At 64.4% G+C, this 15997-nt stretch carries 13 protein-coding genes; 9 read left to right on the plus strand and 4 right to left on the minus strand.

Annotation, left to right across the window (positions count from 1 at the left end):
* Positions 1-128: 128 nt before the first annotated feature.
* A complete protein-coding gene (locus ACVOLL_RS14210) occupies positions 129-521 on the minus strand; it encodes a carboxymuconolactone decarboxylase family protein (protein ID WP_481513482.1) in 393 nt (130 codons plus the stop codon).
* Positions 518-829, minus strand: a complete 312-nt coding sequence (gene grxC / locus ACVOLL_RS14215) for a glutaredoxin 3 (protein ID WP_481513483.1) — start codon at positions 827-829, stop codon at positions 518-520. Before grxC ends, ACVOLL_RS14210 begins: the two co-directional genes overlap by 4 nt.
* 129 nt (positions 830-958) lie before the next feature.
* On the opposite strand from grxC, the gene ACVOLL_RS14220 reads away from it, so the two are divergent.
* From ACVOLL_RS14220 to lpxH, 9 genes are all read left to right on the plus strand, one after another.
* On the plus strand, positions 959-2623 hold the full coding sequence (locus ACVOLL_RS14220) for a M48 family metalloprotease (RefSeq protein WP_481513484.1): 1665 nt from the start codon (positions 959-961) through the stop codon (positions 2621-2623).
* A gap of 111 nt (positions 2624-2734) precedes the next feature.
* Positions 2735-3424, plus strand: coding sequence for a phosphate regulon transcriptional regulator PhoB (gene phoB / locus ACVOLL_RS14225; RefSeq protein ID WP_282269705.1), 690 nt, complete (start codon positions 2735-2737; stop codon positions 3422-3424).
* Positions 3425-3505: 81 nt separating this feature from the next.
* A complete protein-coding gene (phoR, locus tag ACVOLL_RS14230) occupies positions 3506-4846 on the plus strand; it encodes a phosphate regulon sensor histidine kinase PhoR (RefSeq protein WP_481513485.1) in 1341 nt (446 codons plus the stop codon).
* On the plus strand, positions 4843-6927 hold the full coding sequence (ppk1, locus tag ACVOLL_RS14235) for a polyphosphate kinase 1 (protein ID WP_481513486.1): 2085 nt from the start codon (positions 4843-4845) through the stop codon (positions 6925-6927). Before phoR ends, ppk1 begins: the two co-directional genes overlap by 4 nt.
* Positions 6928-6986: 59 nt before the next feature.
* Positions 6987-8513, plus strand: coding sequence for an exopolyphosphatase (gene ppx, locus ACVOLL_RS14240; RefSeq protein ID WP_481513487.1), 1527 nt, complete (start codon positions 6987-6989; stop codon positions 8511-8513).
* 228 nt (positions 8514-8741) lie between these two features.
* Positions 8742-11657, plus strand: a complete 2916-nt coding sequence (locus tag ACVOLL_RS14245; RefSeq protein WP_481513488.1) for a TonB-dependent receptor domain-containing protein — start codon at positions 8742-8744, stop codon at positions 11655-11657.
* Positions 11658-11803: 146 nt separating this feature from the next.
* Complete coding sequence (locus ACVOLL_RS14250; RefSeq protein WP_481513489.1) at positions 11804-12943, plus strand: glycosyltransferase family 4 protein; 1140 nt, start codon at positions 11804-11806, stop codon at positions 12941-12943.
* Positions 12924-13466 carry a phosphatase PAP2 family protein gene (locus ACVOLL_RS14255; RefSeq protein ID WP_481513490.1) on the plus strand — a complete coding sequence of 181 codons (543 nt, stop codon included), beginning with the start codon at positions 12924-12926 and terminating at the stop codon, positions 13464-13466. Before ACVOLL_RS14250 ends, ACVOLL_RS14255 begins: the two co-directional genes overlap by 20 nt.
* 20 nt (positions 13467-13486) lie before the next feature.
* Positions 13487-14227 (plus strand): UDP-2,3-diacylglucosamine diphosphatase, encoded by a 741-nt coding sequence (gene lpxH, locus ACVOLL_RS14260; RefSeq protein ID WP_481513491.1) that lies wholly within the window; start codon positions 13487-13489, stop codon positions 14225-14227.
* Positions 14228-14386: 159 nt separating this feature from the next.
* On the opposite strand, the gene ACVOLL_RS14265 is transcribed toward lpxH, so the two are convergent.
* Both ACVOLL_RS14265 and ACVOLL_RS14270 read right to left on the minus strand, forming a co-directional pair.
* Entirely contained in the window at positions 14387-14845 is a 459-nt protein-coding gene (locus ACVOLL_RS14265; protein ID WP_481513492.1) for a COG3650 family protein, read from the minus strand.
* A gap of 266 nt (positions 14846-15111) precedes the next feature.
* Entirely contained in the window at positions 15112-15882 is a 771-nt protein-coding gene (locus ACVOLL_RS14270; RefSeq protein ID WP_481513527.1) for a ferritin-like domain-containing protein, read from the minus strand.
* Positions 15883-15997 lie beyond the last annotated feature (115 nt).

A 15997-nucleotide genomic window follows, 5' to 3' on the forward strand; every position in this document is an offset into this window, starting at 1 on the left:
TAGGTATTCCGAACAGGGAGGAGGAATGCGCCATCCGGCTGCCCGGAACCCGGCGCGATTGAAAAGGTTTCAACTGTCAATTATGCCTGATCAGCCGCGCCAGCCCCAACTGGACGAAGGTCTGGGGTTCAGCTGTGCTCGTGCCCGGCCGGTGCCGCGGCCGCCCCGCTCTCCAGCTGGTCAAGGAAATCCACCGCCCGCCGCAGGTGCGGGATGACGATGGAACCGCCCACCACCAGGCCGACCGAGAAGGTCTCGAAGAACTCCTCGCGGCTGACCCCAGCTTCCTTGCACTGGGCCACGTGGTAGCTGATGCAGTCATCGCAACGCAGCACCATCGAGGCCACCAGGCCCAGCAGTTCCTTGGTCTTCACATCCAGCGCGCCGGCCTGGTAGGTCTGGGTATCGAGCGCGAAGAAGCGCCGCACCACCTGGTTGGGCTCGGCCAGGATGCGCTGGTTCATGCGCTGGCGGAATTCGGTGAATTCGGCCAGGCGGTCCTTTTCGCTGTCCGCGCTCATGCGCCCTGCCCGGCCAGCAGCGGCTCCAGCTTGCCTTCGCGGTGCAGCGCGATCATGTCGTCGTAGCCGCCCACATGAACGTCGCCGACGAAGATCTGCGGCACGCTGGTGCGCTTGGTCAGCGTCATCATCTTCTCGCGCGCGGCCGGATCCAGGTCGATCCGGACCTCAGTCCACGACTGGTTCTTGCTCTTGAGGAAATTCTTGGCCGCTACGCAGTACGGGCAGACGGCGGTGGAGTAGATGGTGATCTCCGGCGCGCCGGTGCTGGATGAGGTTGTCACAACGAAACTCCTGGGTGGAAACATTGTCTATATATGGTACCGGTCGCGCCGATTATCGATGCCACCGGCAGAACACAGCGGGTTAACCTGTGCTTCACACCCGCGCCCCGCTTCCCCGTCATCCTCCGCCCTGCCACTACCCGGAGTCACCGCTTGCGCAACCTGCTGCTTGCCACCGCTATCGCCACCAGTTTGGCCCTGGCCCTGGCCACCCCGCTGTCCCATGCCGATGAAAGCAAACTGCCCGACATCGGTTCGTCGGCCGGCGAGCTGCTGACCCCGGCACGGCAGGCGGAGTACGGCGGCATGATGCTGCGCGAACTGCGCAACTACGGCTACCTGCTGGACGACCCGCTGGTGAACGACTGGCTCACGACCATGGGCACCCGGCTCGGCTCCAACAGTGCCCAACCGCAGCAGAAGTACACGTTCTTCATGATGAAGGACCGCCAGATCAATGCGTTTGCCACATTGGGCGGCTACATCGGCATGAACGCCGGCCTGGTCCTGACTGCTGAACGCGAGGACGAGGTGGCCGCGGTGCTGTCGCATGAAATCGCGCACGTCACCCAGCAGCATGTGCTGCGCGGGGTGGAACGTGCACAGCGCGACCAGATCCCGATCCTGCTCGGCATGCTGGCGGCGGTAATCGCCGCCCAGCAGGCCGGCGGCAACTCCTCCGGTGACGCAACCATGGCTGCGATCACCTCCGGCATGGGGCTGATGCAGCAGCGGCAGATCAACTTCACCCGCTCCAACGAATCCGAGGCCGACCGCCTCGGCATCCGCACCCTGTCCCGCAGCGGCTATGACGTGGACGCGATGGCCGGCTTCTTCGAACGCATGTCGGCGGCGATGCGCGGCAACGAAGGCGGCTATTCTACGCCGGACTTCCTGCGCACCCACCCGGTCAACATCACCCGCATCAGCGAGGCCAAGGCCCGCGCCGAGCAGATGAAGAAGGACACCGTCCTGCTGACCACCCAGACCCCGACCGGGGTCCTGCAGGAGCGGGTCAACCCGTCCGCACCGGATACCAGCAGCCCACTGAGCGGCGGCAACCCACTGCTACCGGCCGGCCTGCAGCTGTCCCTGCCCGACAACAGCCTGCCGCGTGGCCCCACCGGTCAGTTCGACTGGGCCCGCGAGCGCCTGCGCGTGCTCAGCGCACCTACCCCGTCGGAGCTGGTACGCGAATACGAAGGCCTCAAGCGCAGCCAGAAGAATGGCCTGACCGATGCGCAACGCTACGGCGTAGCCATCGCCCGCCTGCGTGACGGCGGCGCCGGCGGCGTTGCCCAGGCCCTGCCGGAACTGCAGCAGCTGCTGCAGGAATACCCGGACAACCTGTGGGTCAACCTGGCCGTAGGCGAAGCCGAATCGCGCAGCGGTCGCCACGAAGACGCCAACAAGCGCTTCGACGCGCTGCTCAAGCGCCTGCCACAGAGCCGCCCGGTGGCCCTGACCTATGCGCAGGTACTCAATGAGCAGGGGGGCGTCGTCGCCGGCCAGCGCGCGCAGGCCATGCTGCGGCCACTGCTGGCCCGGTCCAGCGACGATCCGGTGTTCCAGGCCACCTTCGCCCGCGCCAGCGAACTGGCCGGCGACAGCAGCCGCGCCAGCGAGGCCTATGCCGAGGCCGCCTATTTGAATGGGCGACCGGAACAGGCCTTGATCCAATTTCAGGCCCTGCTCAAGCAACCCGGGCTGGACTACGTGAGCCGTGCACGGGTGGATGCCCGCATCGAGTCGATCATGCCAACCGTGCTGGAAATGCGCCGGCTCGGCGTGCACGACCCGGAAATGTCACGAAAGTGAACCTGCTCGCGACATTTGCCGGGTTTAGCGCCCTCCCATGTCACAAACCCGTCATCAAACCGTAGTCTACTGAGCACATCCCTTATTGATGGGCATTCCGGTAGGCGCCACGTGCAGAAACGTATCCTGATTGTCGATGACGAACCCGCGATCCGTGACATGGTCGCCTTCGCCCTGCGCAAGGGTGAGTACGACCCGGTCCATGCCGGCGACGCACTCGAAGCGCAGACCGCCATTGCCGACCGGGTACCGGACATGATCCTGCTGGATTGGATGCTACCGGGTACCAGCGGGCTGGAGCTTGCCCGCCGCTGGCGCAAGGAAGTCCTCACCCGCGACGTGCCGATCATCATGCTCACCGCGCGTGGCGAAGAGAACGACCGCGTCGGTGGCCTGGAAGCCGGCGTCGACGACTACGTGGTCAAGCCGTTCTCGGCACGCGAACTGCTGGCACGCATCCGTGCAGTGATGCGCCGCACCCGCGATGATGACGAAGACGGCAGCGTCGGCGTTGGCAACATCCGCATCGACGGCGCCGCCCACCGCGTCTTCGCCGGCGATGTACCGGTGCCGATCGGCCCCACCGAATACCGCCTGCTGCACTTCTTCATGACCCACCCGGAGCGCGTCTACACCCGCTCGCAGTTGCTCGACCATGTCTGGGGCGGCAGCGTGTACGTGGAAGAACGCACCATCGACGTGCATATCCGCCGCCTGCGCAAGACGCTGGAACCCTTTGGCGCCGAGAACATGGTGCAGACCGTGCGCGGTGCCGGCTATCGCTTTTCTGCCGCTACCTGAACCGTGGCGGCCATGCCGTCGCTGGCGATGCTATAACCCGGGACACCCCCGACGGATCCACCGCGTACCACCGAGAGTGCAATGCCCCGCCAATTCCGATCTGCCTGGTTGAAGACGCTGGCCACCGTGGCCGCGTTGCTGTTGCTGGCATGGGGGCTGGGGGCGTTGCTGGGCCATCCCGCCCTGAGCGTGGCGATCACTGCCATGGCGATCCTGACCTGGCACTACTGGCGCCTGCGCCAGCTGCTGCTGCGGCTGACCGCCCGCCAGCGCTGGGACACGCCGCAAGGCGTGGGCGTCTGGAACGAACTGGACCGCCTGCTGTCACGCAACCAGCAGGAAATGCGGGCGCGCAAGCGCCGCCTGGTCGAAATGCTGCGCAGCTATCGCGCCGCCGCCGCCGCGTTGCCCGATGCGGTGGTGGTGGTCGACCGCAACACCCAGCGCGTGCAGTGGTTCAACGAAGCCGCTACCGCTCTGCTCGGCCTGCAGCATCCGGCCGACATGGAGGCTGCGCTGGTGCCCCGTCTGCAGCCGCTGCCGCTTGCCCATTGGCTGGCCGGTGGCCGCAATGCCGAACCGATCCTGGATGCGAACTCGCCGGTCGATCCGGCCATCCGCCTGCATATGCGCTTGATCCCCTACTCGGATCACCATTGGCTGCTGGTCGCACGTGACGTAACCAAGCTGCTGCATCTGGAACAGGTGCGCCGCGACTTCGTCGCCAATGTCTCGCACGAGCTGCGCACGCCGCTGACCGTGGTGCACGGCTATCTGGACATGATGGACCCGGAGGATTTCCCCGATACCGGACCGATGCTGTCGGAAATGCGCAAGCAATCGCAGCGCATGGCGCAGCTGGTCGAGGACCTGCTGACCCTTTCGCGGCTGGAATCACAGCAACATACCGAGCTGGAAACGGTGGGCATGACCTCGATGCTGGCCTCGCTGCGGCGCGAAGCCGAGGCACACAGCCAGGGCCGCCACACCATCGTCGTCGAAGACCAGGCTGGCGTGGATCTGGCAGGTTCCAACAAGGAACTGCACAGCGCCTTCTCCAATCTGCTGACCAATGCCGTGCGCTATACGCCGGCTGGCGGCCGCATCACCCTGACCTTCAGCCGCGAAGGCAATGGTGCGGTGTTGGCTGTCACCGACACCGGCTACGGCATCCCGGCCAATCATCTGCCGCGATTGACCGAACGCTTCTACCGCGTATCCAGCAGCCGCTCGCGCGAAAGCGGCGGCACCGGGCTGGGCCTGTCCATCGTCAAACACATTCTTGGCCTGCACCAGGCACGCCTGGAAATCCGCAGCGAAGTCGGCCAGGGCAGCACCTTTGCCTGCCACTTCGACGCCGAGCATGTACGCCCGCGCAATGCATCCCCCTCGCCTTTGTCCATGGAAGACTTTCCGGCATGACTCCTCCCCCGCCCCCCGCCGCGCCCGCTACCGGCAACGATCCGCTGCGTGATCCGTCGCTGTATATCAACCGGGAACTGTCACAGCTGGATTTCAATTTCCGCGTGCTGGCCCAGGCGATGGATGAGCAGGTGCCGTTGCTGGAGCGGCTGCGCTTCCTGTGCATTTCCTGCACCAACCTGGATGAGTTCTTCGAGATCCGCGCCGCAGCGGTACGCCATGCGCAGGAATTCGGCCTGCCGCCGGCACCGGACGGGATGAGCCCGCAGGCCATCCTCAACGCCATCCATGACCGCGCCGCCGAACTGGTGGACCAGCAGTACCGCTGCTGGAACCAGGTACTGCGTCCGGCCCTGGGCGAGGCCGGCGTCGGCATCCTCGCCAACAAGACCTGGACGCCGCGCCAACGCCGTTGGCTGCGCGCCTATTTCCGCAACGAGATCATGCCGGTGCTGTCGCCGCTCGGTCTGGACCCGTCGCACCCGTTCCCGAAGATCCTCAACAAGTCGTTGAACATCGTCGTCGTGCTGAAGGGCACCGACGCCTTCGGTCGCGCCGGCCATCTGGCGCTGGTACGTGCACCACGTTCGCTGCCGCGCATCATCCAGCTGCCCGAGTCGCTGGGCGGCCCACAGAACTTCGTCCTGCTGTCGGCGGTGTTGTCGGCCTTCGTCGACGAACTGTTCCCGGGCATGGATGTGCAGGGCGCCTACCAGTTCCGCGTCACCCGCAACTCCGAGCTGGTGGTGGACGAGGAAGAAGTGGAGAACCTGGCGCTGGCGCTGCGCGATGAACTGGTCGACCGCGGCTATCGCCCCGCCGTGCGGCTGGAGATCGCCCACGACTGCCCCAAGCCGATCATGCAGACCCTGCTGCAGAATTTCGGCCTGTCCGAAAACGCGGCTTACCGCATTGATGGCCCGGTCAACCTCAACCGCGTCATCCAGGTGTACGACCTGCTGCAGCGCGCGGACCTGAAGTACCCGCCGATGACCCCGCGCGTGTTCAAGTCGCCCGAGGGCATCTTCGAAACCGCCGCGCAGGGCGACGTGCTGCTACACCACCCGTTCGATTCCTTCAGCACCGTGCTGGAGCTGATCCGCGAGGCCGCGGTCGATCCCAACGTGCTGGCGATCAAGCAGACCCTGTACCGCACCGGCAAGGACTCAGGCATTGTCGAGGCGCTGATCCTGGCCGCGCGCAACGGCAAGGACGTGACTGTCGTGGTCGAGCTGCGGGCACGCTTCGACGAGGAAGCCAACCTTGGCCTGGCCGACCGCCTGCAGGATGCCGGCGTGCAGGTCGTCTACGGCGTGGTCGGCTACAAGACCCACGCCAAGATGCTGCTGATCGTGCGCCGCGAAGGCCGCAAGCTGCGCCGCTACGTGCACCTGGGCACCGGCAACTACCACAGCGGCACCGCCCGCGCGTATACCGACCTGAGCCTGATCACCGCCGATGCCGACATCGGCAACGATGTGCACCTGCTGTTCCAGCAGCTCTCGGGGCTGGCCCCGAAGATGAAGCTCAAGTGCCTGCTGCAATCGCCGTTCACCCTGCATGCCGGGCTGATCAAGCGCATCGAGCGCGAGACCAAGCTGGCCCAGGAGGGCAAGCCGGCACGCATCATCGCCAAGATGAACGCGCTCAACGAGGCGCAGGTGATCCGCGCCCTGTACGCGGCCTCACAGGCCGGCGTGCAGATCGACCTGATCGTGCGCGGCGCCTGCACCCTGCGCCCGGGCGTGGAAGGTGTATCGGACAACATCCGCGTGCGTTCGATCGTCGGCCGCTTCCTCGAACACAGCCGCGTCTACTGGTTCGGCAACAACGGCGCGCCCGAGCTGTACTGCGCCAGCGCCGACTGGCTGGAGCGCAACCTGCTGCGCCGCGTGGAAACCTGCTTCCCGATCCTGGACACCGATCTGGCCCGTCGCATCTACCGCGAGGTGCTGCAGAACTACCTGGACGACAACCTCAATGCCTGGGACCTGCAGGAGGACGGCCGCTACATCAAGTGCGAGCCCGCGCCCGGCCAGCCGCCGCATTCAGCGCAGCAGGCATTGATGGAGGGTCTGTAGGCGCGAAGATCGCCGGGGCAAGGTGACGCCGACCCCCGGGCTTCGGCTACCATTCCGCCATGCCCCAGTCCTCTCTGACCCCACCGCCCCTGCAGGACGGCGACCTGCTGGCCGCCATCGATCTGGGCTCCAACAGTTTCCACATGGTCATCGCGCGCTACCTGCTTGGGCAGCTGCGGGTGGTGGACCGCCTGCGCGAAACCGTACGCATGGCCGATGGCCTGGATGGCAAGGGCGGCCTGTCGCCTGAGGCCCGCCAGCGCGCGCTGGAATGCCTGGCCCGTTTCGGCCAGCGCATCCGCAACATCCCGCCCTACCGCGTGCGCGCCCTGGCCACCAATACCGTGCGCCAGCTGCGCTCGCCGCTGTCGTTCCTGATGCCGGCTGAAACCGCGCTCGGCCACGCCATCGAAGTGGTCAGCGGCCGCGAGGAAGCGCGTCTGATCTATCTCGGCGTTGCCCACGCGCAGCCGCCCAAGCCCAACCAGCACCGGCTGGTGATCGACATCGGCGGCGGCTCCACCGAGTTCATCATCGGCCAGGGCATGCAGACGCTGGAGCGCGAAAGCCTGCAGGCCGGCTGCATCGCCAGCACCCGCCGGTTCTTCCCCGGCGGCAAGCTGAGCAAGAAGCGCTGGAAGGACGCACTCACCGAGATCGGCGCCGAATTCCAGCCCTTCGCCAACAAATACAAGGCGCTGGGCTGGCAGGAAGCGCTGGGCTCGTCCGGCACCCACAAGGCGATCAGCGAGATCTGCGCGGCAATGAAGCTGAGCAAGGGCGCGATCACCGCCGAAGCGCTGCCACAGCTGCGCGAAGAGCTGCTGCGCGCCAAGAACATCAACGAGATCGTGTTGCCGACGCTGTCCAACGAGCGCCGCCCGATCATCGCCGGTGGCGTCCTCGTGCTGGAAGCCGCCTTCCAAGCGCTGGGCCTGCAGAAGCTGCTGGTCAGCAAGGCGGCGATGCGCGAAGGCATCCTCTACGACATCATGGGCCGCGCCAACGACAACGATCCGCGCGACGAATCGGTGGCAGCACTGACCCAACGCTACGCCATCGATGAAGCCCAGGCGCAGCGCGTGGAAGCCACCGCGCAGCGGCTGTTCGAACAGGTGTCCGACATCTGGAAGCTGGATGTCGACGATGCCCGCATGCTCGGCTGGGCCGCGCGCCTGCACGAGCTGGGCCTGATGATCGCGCACAGCGGTTATCACACCCACGGCAGCTACGTGATCGAGCATTCGGACATCGCTGGTTTCTCGCGCCAGGAACAGCAGATGCTGGCCGCACTGATCCGCACCCACCGCCGCGGTATTCCCAAGAGCGCCTTCGAGGCCCTGCCCGAGCGCCTGTTGCTGCCCGCCAAGCGCACAGCGGCAATACTGCGACTGGCGGTACTGCTGCACCGCGCACATGAGTCCGACCCGATCCCGACGTTGGAGCTGTCAGTCGACGGCAATGCCTTGTCGCTGATCCTGGCCAAGGACTACATCGACGCCCGCCCGCTGCTGCGCGCGGATCTGGTTGGCGAGGCTGAAGGCATGACCGGGCTGGGGATCAGCTTCCGGCCATTTGTAGCCTGAACGCTCAGTCCAAAAGACCGCAGCCTTCAAGACGCGTCTGAAAGTGCCACCCTCAATGCGTAACCCTAGTTACCTATTGCGTCACAACAAACATTTTTTTTACAAACGACGCTACTCTCGCTAAACCATCCTTGCACTTGCAACGATGGCCTTTGATGGAGATCGCGACGGCCTTACGTCGCAATCTCTTTTTGACACTTGTCAGTTTCAAAAGAGAGAGAGCCCGCAATGCAAACACGTTCCAGCATACTGGGGCAGGCGATTCGCTATGCCTTGGTTTCGAGCACCGTCGGCATGATCGCCCTGCCCGCGCTCGCCCAGGAAAGCAAACCCACCACACTTGACCGTATCGAGATCACCGGTTCGCGCATCCGTCAGGTCGACGTCGAAACCGCACAGCCGGTGTTCGCCATCAGCCGCACCGATATCGAACAACAGGGCTTCAGCTCGGTTGCCGACATCCTGCAGAACGTCACCGCAATGGGCAGCCCCACCATCAGCCGCGCCAATGCGCTGACTGCAGGTGAAAATGCCGGCGGTACGTACATCGACATGCGCAACCTGGGTACCCAGCGCACGCTGGTGCTGGTCAACGGAAAGCGCCTGGGCATCAGCACCTCCGGTTACCAGGACGTGTCCAACCTGCCTGTTTCGGCAGTGGAACGCATTGAAGTCCTGAAGGACGGCGCATCGGCCATCTATGGCTCCGACGCCATGGCTGGCGTGGTCAACATCATCACCCGCTCCAATGTCAACGGTGTTACCGCCAACGTCTACCACGGCCAGTTCAGCCAGGGTGATGGTGCACGTGACCGTTTTGATGTGGTTGGTGGCTGGAGCAACGACCGCATCTCGCTGACGCTGTCTGCCGAACACAGTGAAGAAAAGGGTGTCTGGGCCAAGGATCGCTGGTTCAGCGCCTATGGCATCAGTGACCGCCATCCGAACGATGCCAGCAACTGGACCACACTGAGCCAGTACGGCCAGATCACTGGCCTGAAGGGTCGTCCGGGCTGTACCGCTACCGCTGGTTGCAACTACTCGCTCAACCGCGGCGCCGACTCGACCAATCCGGCCAACTACCACATCACCGACACCACCCCGTTTACCGGTGATGTCAGCAATGCCAACAACCAGATGCACGTGAATTACCCGATCAAGCGGGATTCTGTGTATTTCGATGGCCGCTTCAAGATCACCGACGCCATCAACTTCAAGACCGAACTGGGCTACAACCAGCGAAGCTCCAGCCGCCAGATCGCCGGTTATCCGCTGCAGTCGAGCACCGCTGGCATCGGCCCGATGTCGATCGACAGCTACTTCAACCCGTTTGGCAACCAGCACGGCTATGCAACCCCGACCGCCGTGGCTTGGAACCGCCGCACCTGGGAAATCCCGCGTGTCACCAACAGCGAGCTGAAGACCTATCGCGCGGTGGCCTCGTTCGATGGCTCCTTTGACATCGGCGAGCGCTATTTCGATTGGGAAGCCGGCTACCAGTACAGTCGCAACGAGCTGGAATCCGTTGCCACCGGCAACCTGCACAAGGGCCGCGTTGCGGCTGCAGTGGGGCCGTCGTTCTACAACGCCGCTACCGGCAAGGTCGAATGCGGCAAGCCGGGCGCACCGGTCGCCAATTGCACCCCGTGGAATCCGCTGGCTCCGTTCGGCAGCACCGATCCGAATGGCCTGACCGCCAACGCCACCCTGCAGGACTGGCTGTTCCCGGCCGAGCTAACCAAGGGCAAGACCACCAGCAAGAACTTCTTCGCCAACATCGCCGGCAACATCGTTACCTTGCCGGCCGGTGACCTGGGTTTTGCGTTCGGCGTTGAAAGCCGCAAGGAAGCCGGCGAGTACATCCCCGACCCGCTGGCGCAGACCGGCGCCACCACCAACCTGGCCGCTGGCCCCACCGGCGGCGACTACAAGGTCAACGAAGCCTACCTCGAGCTCAATATCCCGGTTCTGGCGGACCTGCCGGGTGCGCGCGAGCTTAGCTTCAATGCTGCCACCCGCTACTCCGATTACGACACCTTCGGCAACACCGTCAACAGCAAGTTCGGTTTCAAGTGGAAGCCGTTCGAGCAGCTGCTGGTGCGCGGCACCTGGGCCGAGGGCTTCCGCGCCCCGACCATCAACGACCTGTTCGGCGGTGGCTCGGAAACCTTCGCAACCTTCAGCGACCCCTGCGATACCGTGTTCGGCGCTTCCAAGACCAGTGCCGAGGTACGTGCCCGTTGCGCACGTGACATCGCCAATGCCAACACCTTCCGTCAGCTCAAGCAGGGCATGACCCCGGTGACCACGGCATCCGACGCCACGCCGCTGCCGTTCGTTGGCGGTTCCAATCCCTCGCTCACCCCGGAAACCTCCACGAGCAAGACCTTGGGTCTGGTCTGGAGCCCGAGCTTCATCAGCAACTTCAACGTGTCGCTGGACTGGTGGAAGATCCGCATCGACAACACCATCGTCTCCGATAGCCCGAACCAGATTCTGATCGACTGCTATGAGCAGGGCATCGACGCACGCTGCAACCGCTTCACCCGCGATCCGGTAACCGGCATCGTCAACACCCTTCGCTTCGGCAACCGCAACGCCGGTTTCCTGCAGACCGAAGGCTATGACATGGATATGAGCTACCGCCTGGATACCGACTACGGCAAGTTCAGCACCAGTTGGGCCACCACCTACGTCAGCGAGAACATCTATCGTTCGACCAACGACAACAATGTGGTCCCCACCCCCAGCAACGGCATCGGCAGCGGCTTCCGTATCCGCTCCAATCTGACTGCTGGCTGGGAACGCGGCAACTTCGGTGTCAGCTGGACCGCCCGCTACTTCTCCAGCGTCAAGGAGCAGTGCCCGAGCATCGCCCTGTATCCGGCAGAGTGTTCCGACCCTGGCGTCTACGCGCCTTGGTACAAGGGCGCTCGCAACTACAACGAACGTGGTGCAGTGACGTTCCACGACGTGCAGGTGCGCTACAAGCTGCCGTGGGATGCCACCGTTTCGGTCGGCGCCAACAACGTGTTCGAGAAGTACGGCCCGGTGATGTACAGCAAGCCGAACTCGGCCTTCTCGTACTACGGCGGCTACGACATCGGTCGTCTCGTGTACATGAAGTACCAGCAGCGCTTCTGATCCCTGCATCACGGGTAAAGAGCCACAGGAACCACGGCCCTTCGGGGCCGTGGTTTTTTTTGTTGTCCCGGTAACAAAGTCGTCAACTGGAAGTAACAGTCGCTTCATTCCCGGCGCGCATCCTCGCCAAAAACCGGGAGCCAGCCATGCGCTTTGCGATCGTCACCGAGACCTATCCGCCGGAGGTCAATGGCGTTGCCTTGACCGTGCAGGGGTTGGAACACGGCCTGCGCAACCGCGGCCATGACGTCGATGTGGTCCGGCCGCGTCAGCAACAGGATGGCACCGCCGCCGCCCACGAGGTGCTGGTGCGCGGTGCCGGCCTGCCGCGCTACCCCGGCCTGCGCTTCGGCCTGCCGGCGCCGTTGCGGCTGGCCAGGCAATGGCAACAACAACGCCCGGATGCGATCTACGTGGCCACGGAGGGCCCGTTGGGCTGGTCGGCAATGCGCACCGCGCGGCGGCTGGGAATCCCGGTCGCCTCGGGCCTGCACACGCGTTTTGATGAATACCTGCCCGACTATGGCGCAGCCTGGTTACAGGGCACCGCACTGCGCTGGATGCGGCGCTTTCACAATCAGGCAGAAGCCACCTTGGTCCCCACCCGCGAGTTGCAGCAGTTTCTTCTGGACAATGGATTTTCCCGCGCGCGGCTGCTCGCACGCGCGGTGGATGGCAGTCAGTTCGACCCAAACAAACGCGATGCCGCCCTGCGAGCCGACTGGGGCATCGAAGGCGAAGGCTTCGCGGTGATCTATGTGGGTCGCATCGCGGCGGAGAAAAACCTGGGACTGGCAATCAAGGCATTCCGCCGCATCCAGCAACAACGGCCGAAGGCACGTTTCGTGTGGGTCGGTGATGGCCCGATGCGCGAGAAGCTGGCCGAGCAGAACCCGGATTTCATCTTCTGCGGTGTGCAGCGCGGCGAAGCACTGGCCAGGCACTTCGCCAGCGGTGATCTGTTCCTGTTCGCCAGCCGCAGCGAAACCTTTGGCAATGTCACCCTGGAGGCCATGGCCAGCGGTGTTGCGACAGTGGCCTTCAACTACGGCGCCGCCCGCGAACACCTGCGCAGTGGGCACAGCGGCGTTGCCGTGGACAACGATGAGAACTTCATCGCAGCCGCCGTGCAGCTGGCCAATGATGACGAAATGCGCACCACGCTTGGTGCGAACGCCAGTCGCGCGATGCAACGCCTGCACCCGGAACACGTGGTCGCCGAATTTGAAGCACTGCTCAGCGAACTGGCCTCCCGGAGACGCTGCCATGCCATTGCTGCCGCCTGAAGGAATAGCCGCACGCGAGGCCCGTTGGTGCCGCCGCGCAAACCGCTATGGCCGCCGTCGCGGCATCCGCCGCCTTTTCTCGGTGCTCAGCCGGCTCGGTGATGGCGTGTTCTGGTACATGTTGATGGGCGCGCTGGTTTTGGCCGATGGTCTGGATGGCCTGCAGGCCTCCGCGCACATGGCCGCCACCGGCGTGCTGGCACTGACCCTGTACAAGCTGCTCAAGCGCTGGACCCGGCGCCCGCGCCCCTTCGCCGCCGACCTGCGCATCCGCGCCTGGGTGGCACCGCTGGATGAGTACAGCTTCCCGTCCGGCCACACCCTGCATGCGGTGTCCTTCACCGTGGTGGCGCTGGCCTACTACCCCTGGCTGGCCCCGCTGTTGCTGCCCTTCACCGTCGGCGTAGCGCTGTCGCGGGTGGTGCTGGGCCTGCATTACCCCAGCGATGTGTTGGCCGCCACCGCCATCGGTGTGTTGCTGGGTACGGGCTCGCTGCAGCTGTTGCCGCTGCTCGCTGGCTGATCAGGCTCTACAATGCGGGCATGACAACGCTGTTCATCTCCGACCTGCACCTGGACCCCAGCCGTCCAGCCATCACTGAGCTGTTCCTCGACTTCCTGCGCGACGAAGCGCGGCAGGCCGAGGCGCTGTACATCCTGGGCGACCTGTTTGAAGCATGGATCGGCGACGACACGCCCTCCAGCGCCGCAGATGCAGTCGCGCTTGCACTGCGTGAAGTAAGCGACGCTGGTGTGCCGGTGTACTTCATCCGTGGAAACCGCGACTTCCTGCTCGGCAACGACTATGCCGCGCGCGCCGGCATGCGCATCCTGCCCGATCCCTCGGTGATCCAGCTCTACGGCAAGCCAGTGCTGCTGCAGCACGGCGACCTGTTGTGCACCGATGACGTCGCCTATCAGGCCTTCCGCGCACAGAGCCGCAACCCGGCCTTCATCGCCCAGTTCCTGTCGCAGCCGCTGGAAGCACGCGTCGCCTTCGCACAGAAGGCCCGCGCCGCCAGCCAGGCGCATCAATCGGAAATGAAGCAGGACGACAAGGCGACGTTTGAAACCGTCACCGATGTCGCACCTGCCGAGGTGGTCGCCACCTTCCAGCGCTATGGCGTGGACACGATGATCCACGGCCACACCCATCGCCCGGCGATCCATACCGTGAACGCAGGCGAGCACAGCTTCACCCGCATCGTGCTGGGTGACTGGTATGAGCAGGGTTCGGTGTTGCGTGTGGATGCGGATGGGTTCCGGTTGGAAGCATTGGGCTGACGCCGCTCCTACAAGGCTCGGCCATATGTTTTGTGAGAGCGGTGTGAGCCGCGAAGCTGGCGCAAAAAAACCGCCAGGCATGCCTGCAATTGCAGACCTGCCTGACGGCATTTGCTTTTGTGGCTTCGCAGCTGACGCCGCTCCTACAAACACGTGGGATCAGGGTGCCTCGACCGGTATCGACGGGTCGCGGGCGCAGCCCTTGAAGGTGTCCTTGCCGAGCACGAATTCCGCGGTGAACGGGTGTTTCAGGTCGGACATGCCGTCCGAGCACTCGGCACGCTGCACGGTCAGCCGGAAGGCATCCTTCCCTTCCCCGCCCTGCACTACCAGCAAGCCATCCTGCAGCGCGCGGCTGCCTTCCAGATGCAGCGGGCTGGCCTGGGTTTCCGGGGTGCTGTAATCGAGCTTGGCACCGTCCACACGTACACCCCAGAACGGCTCGGTGCCGGAGGCCTGCACGATGACCGGGAAATCATCCTTGGCAGCCACTGCTTCAGCCGCTGCGACAGGCGCAGCCGGAGCCGGCGCCGTGGCGCTGGAATCAGCCGCAGGCTTGGGTCCGTTACACGCCGACAATGCCACTACCAGTGCGGCCAGCGTAAGAATCTGCTTCATCGTTTGCTCCTTGATTGCATCGTTGCCGATCGAGAACACTCTGGGATGTGACTCGACCTGATGTTGGCGCATGCCCTTGCATCAGCCCGTGAAAGACGTGGGATACGGCAAGCCATATCTACCGCGCCGATGGTGGAATGCAGGCGAGCTGGCCGTCAATCAGACACGGCCTGAGTTGCGGGAATCATTCATCGTTGCTGCATGCAATATCGGCCGGAGCAGTCGTCGCCAATCAAGCAACAGGCGGCCTCACCACCACGCGGCATTCAACCGGCTTGCTCAACCAGGTAGTCCAGTTCGTCTTCGTCAAAACCGGCCAACAAGCGCGCTTCCAGATTGAACGGGCCGCGCAGGTAGCCACCGGCGTACTCGCCCAGCAGCTCTTTGAAACGCTTGCGTGGCTCGACACCTGCGCGCGCGCAATACCAGTGGTACCAGCGCGTGCCAGCAGCAACGTGGGCTACCTCTTCGCGCAGGATCACTTCCAGCACGTCGGCGGTCGTTGCATCACCCAGCGAACGCAGCTTGCTGATCATCGCCGGGGTCACATCCAGGCCGCGCGCTTCCAGTACCCGCGGCACCAAGGCCATGCGTGCCAAGCCGTCGTGCGCGGTCTTCTCGCACATTTCCCACAGGCCGTTATGGGCGGGGAAATCGGCGTAGTCATGGCCATGTGCCAATAGCCGATCACGCAGCAATACGAAGTGGCGCGACTCATCATCGGCACAGCTCACCCAATCGGCGTAGAAGCTGCCTGGCAGGCCGCGGAAGCGATAGACGGCATCCCAGGCCAGGTCGATGGCATTGAGTTCGATATGGGCGATGGCGTGGATGAAAGCGGCGCGCCCATCCACCGAACCAAGGCCACGGCGTGGCAGGTCGCGTGGGTGCACCAGCACCAGTTGCGGCGGGCGGCCCGGCGCGCGGATGGGATCGGGCTCTGGCGCTTCTGCGGGCAGTTTCAATGTGCCAGCGCGGTAGCGCGCGGCGTAGTGCTGGGTGAGCGCGACTTTCTCAAGCGGATCGGCGGCGGCCATGCAGATGCAGGCAGCGTCGAGCAGGGAGAAGTCTGCGGCTTCGGTAGGCGGCAGGAATGCGTGGTTACTTGTGGAGTGATGCGATTGTTGCGGGTTCATGGGTGCTCACACGTTG

The sequence above is a fragment of the Stenotrophomonas sp. STEN035 genome (assembly GCF_056759935.1).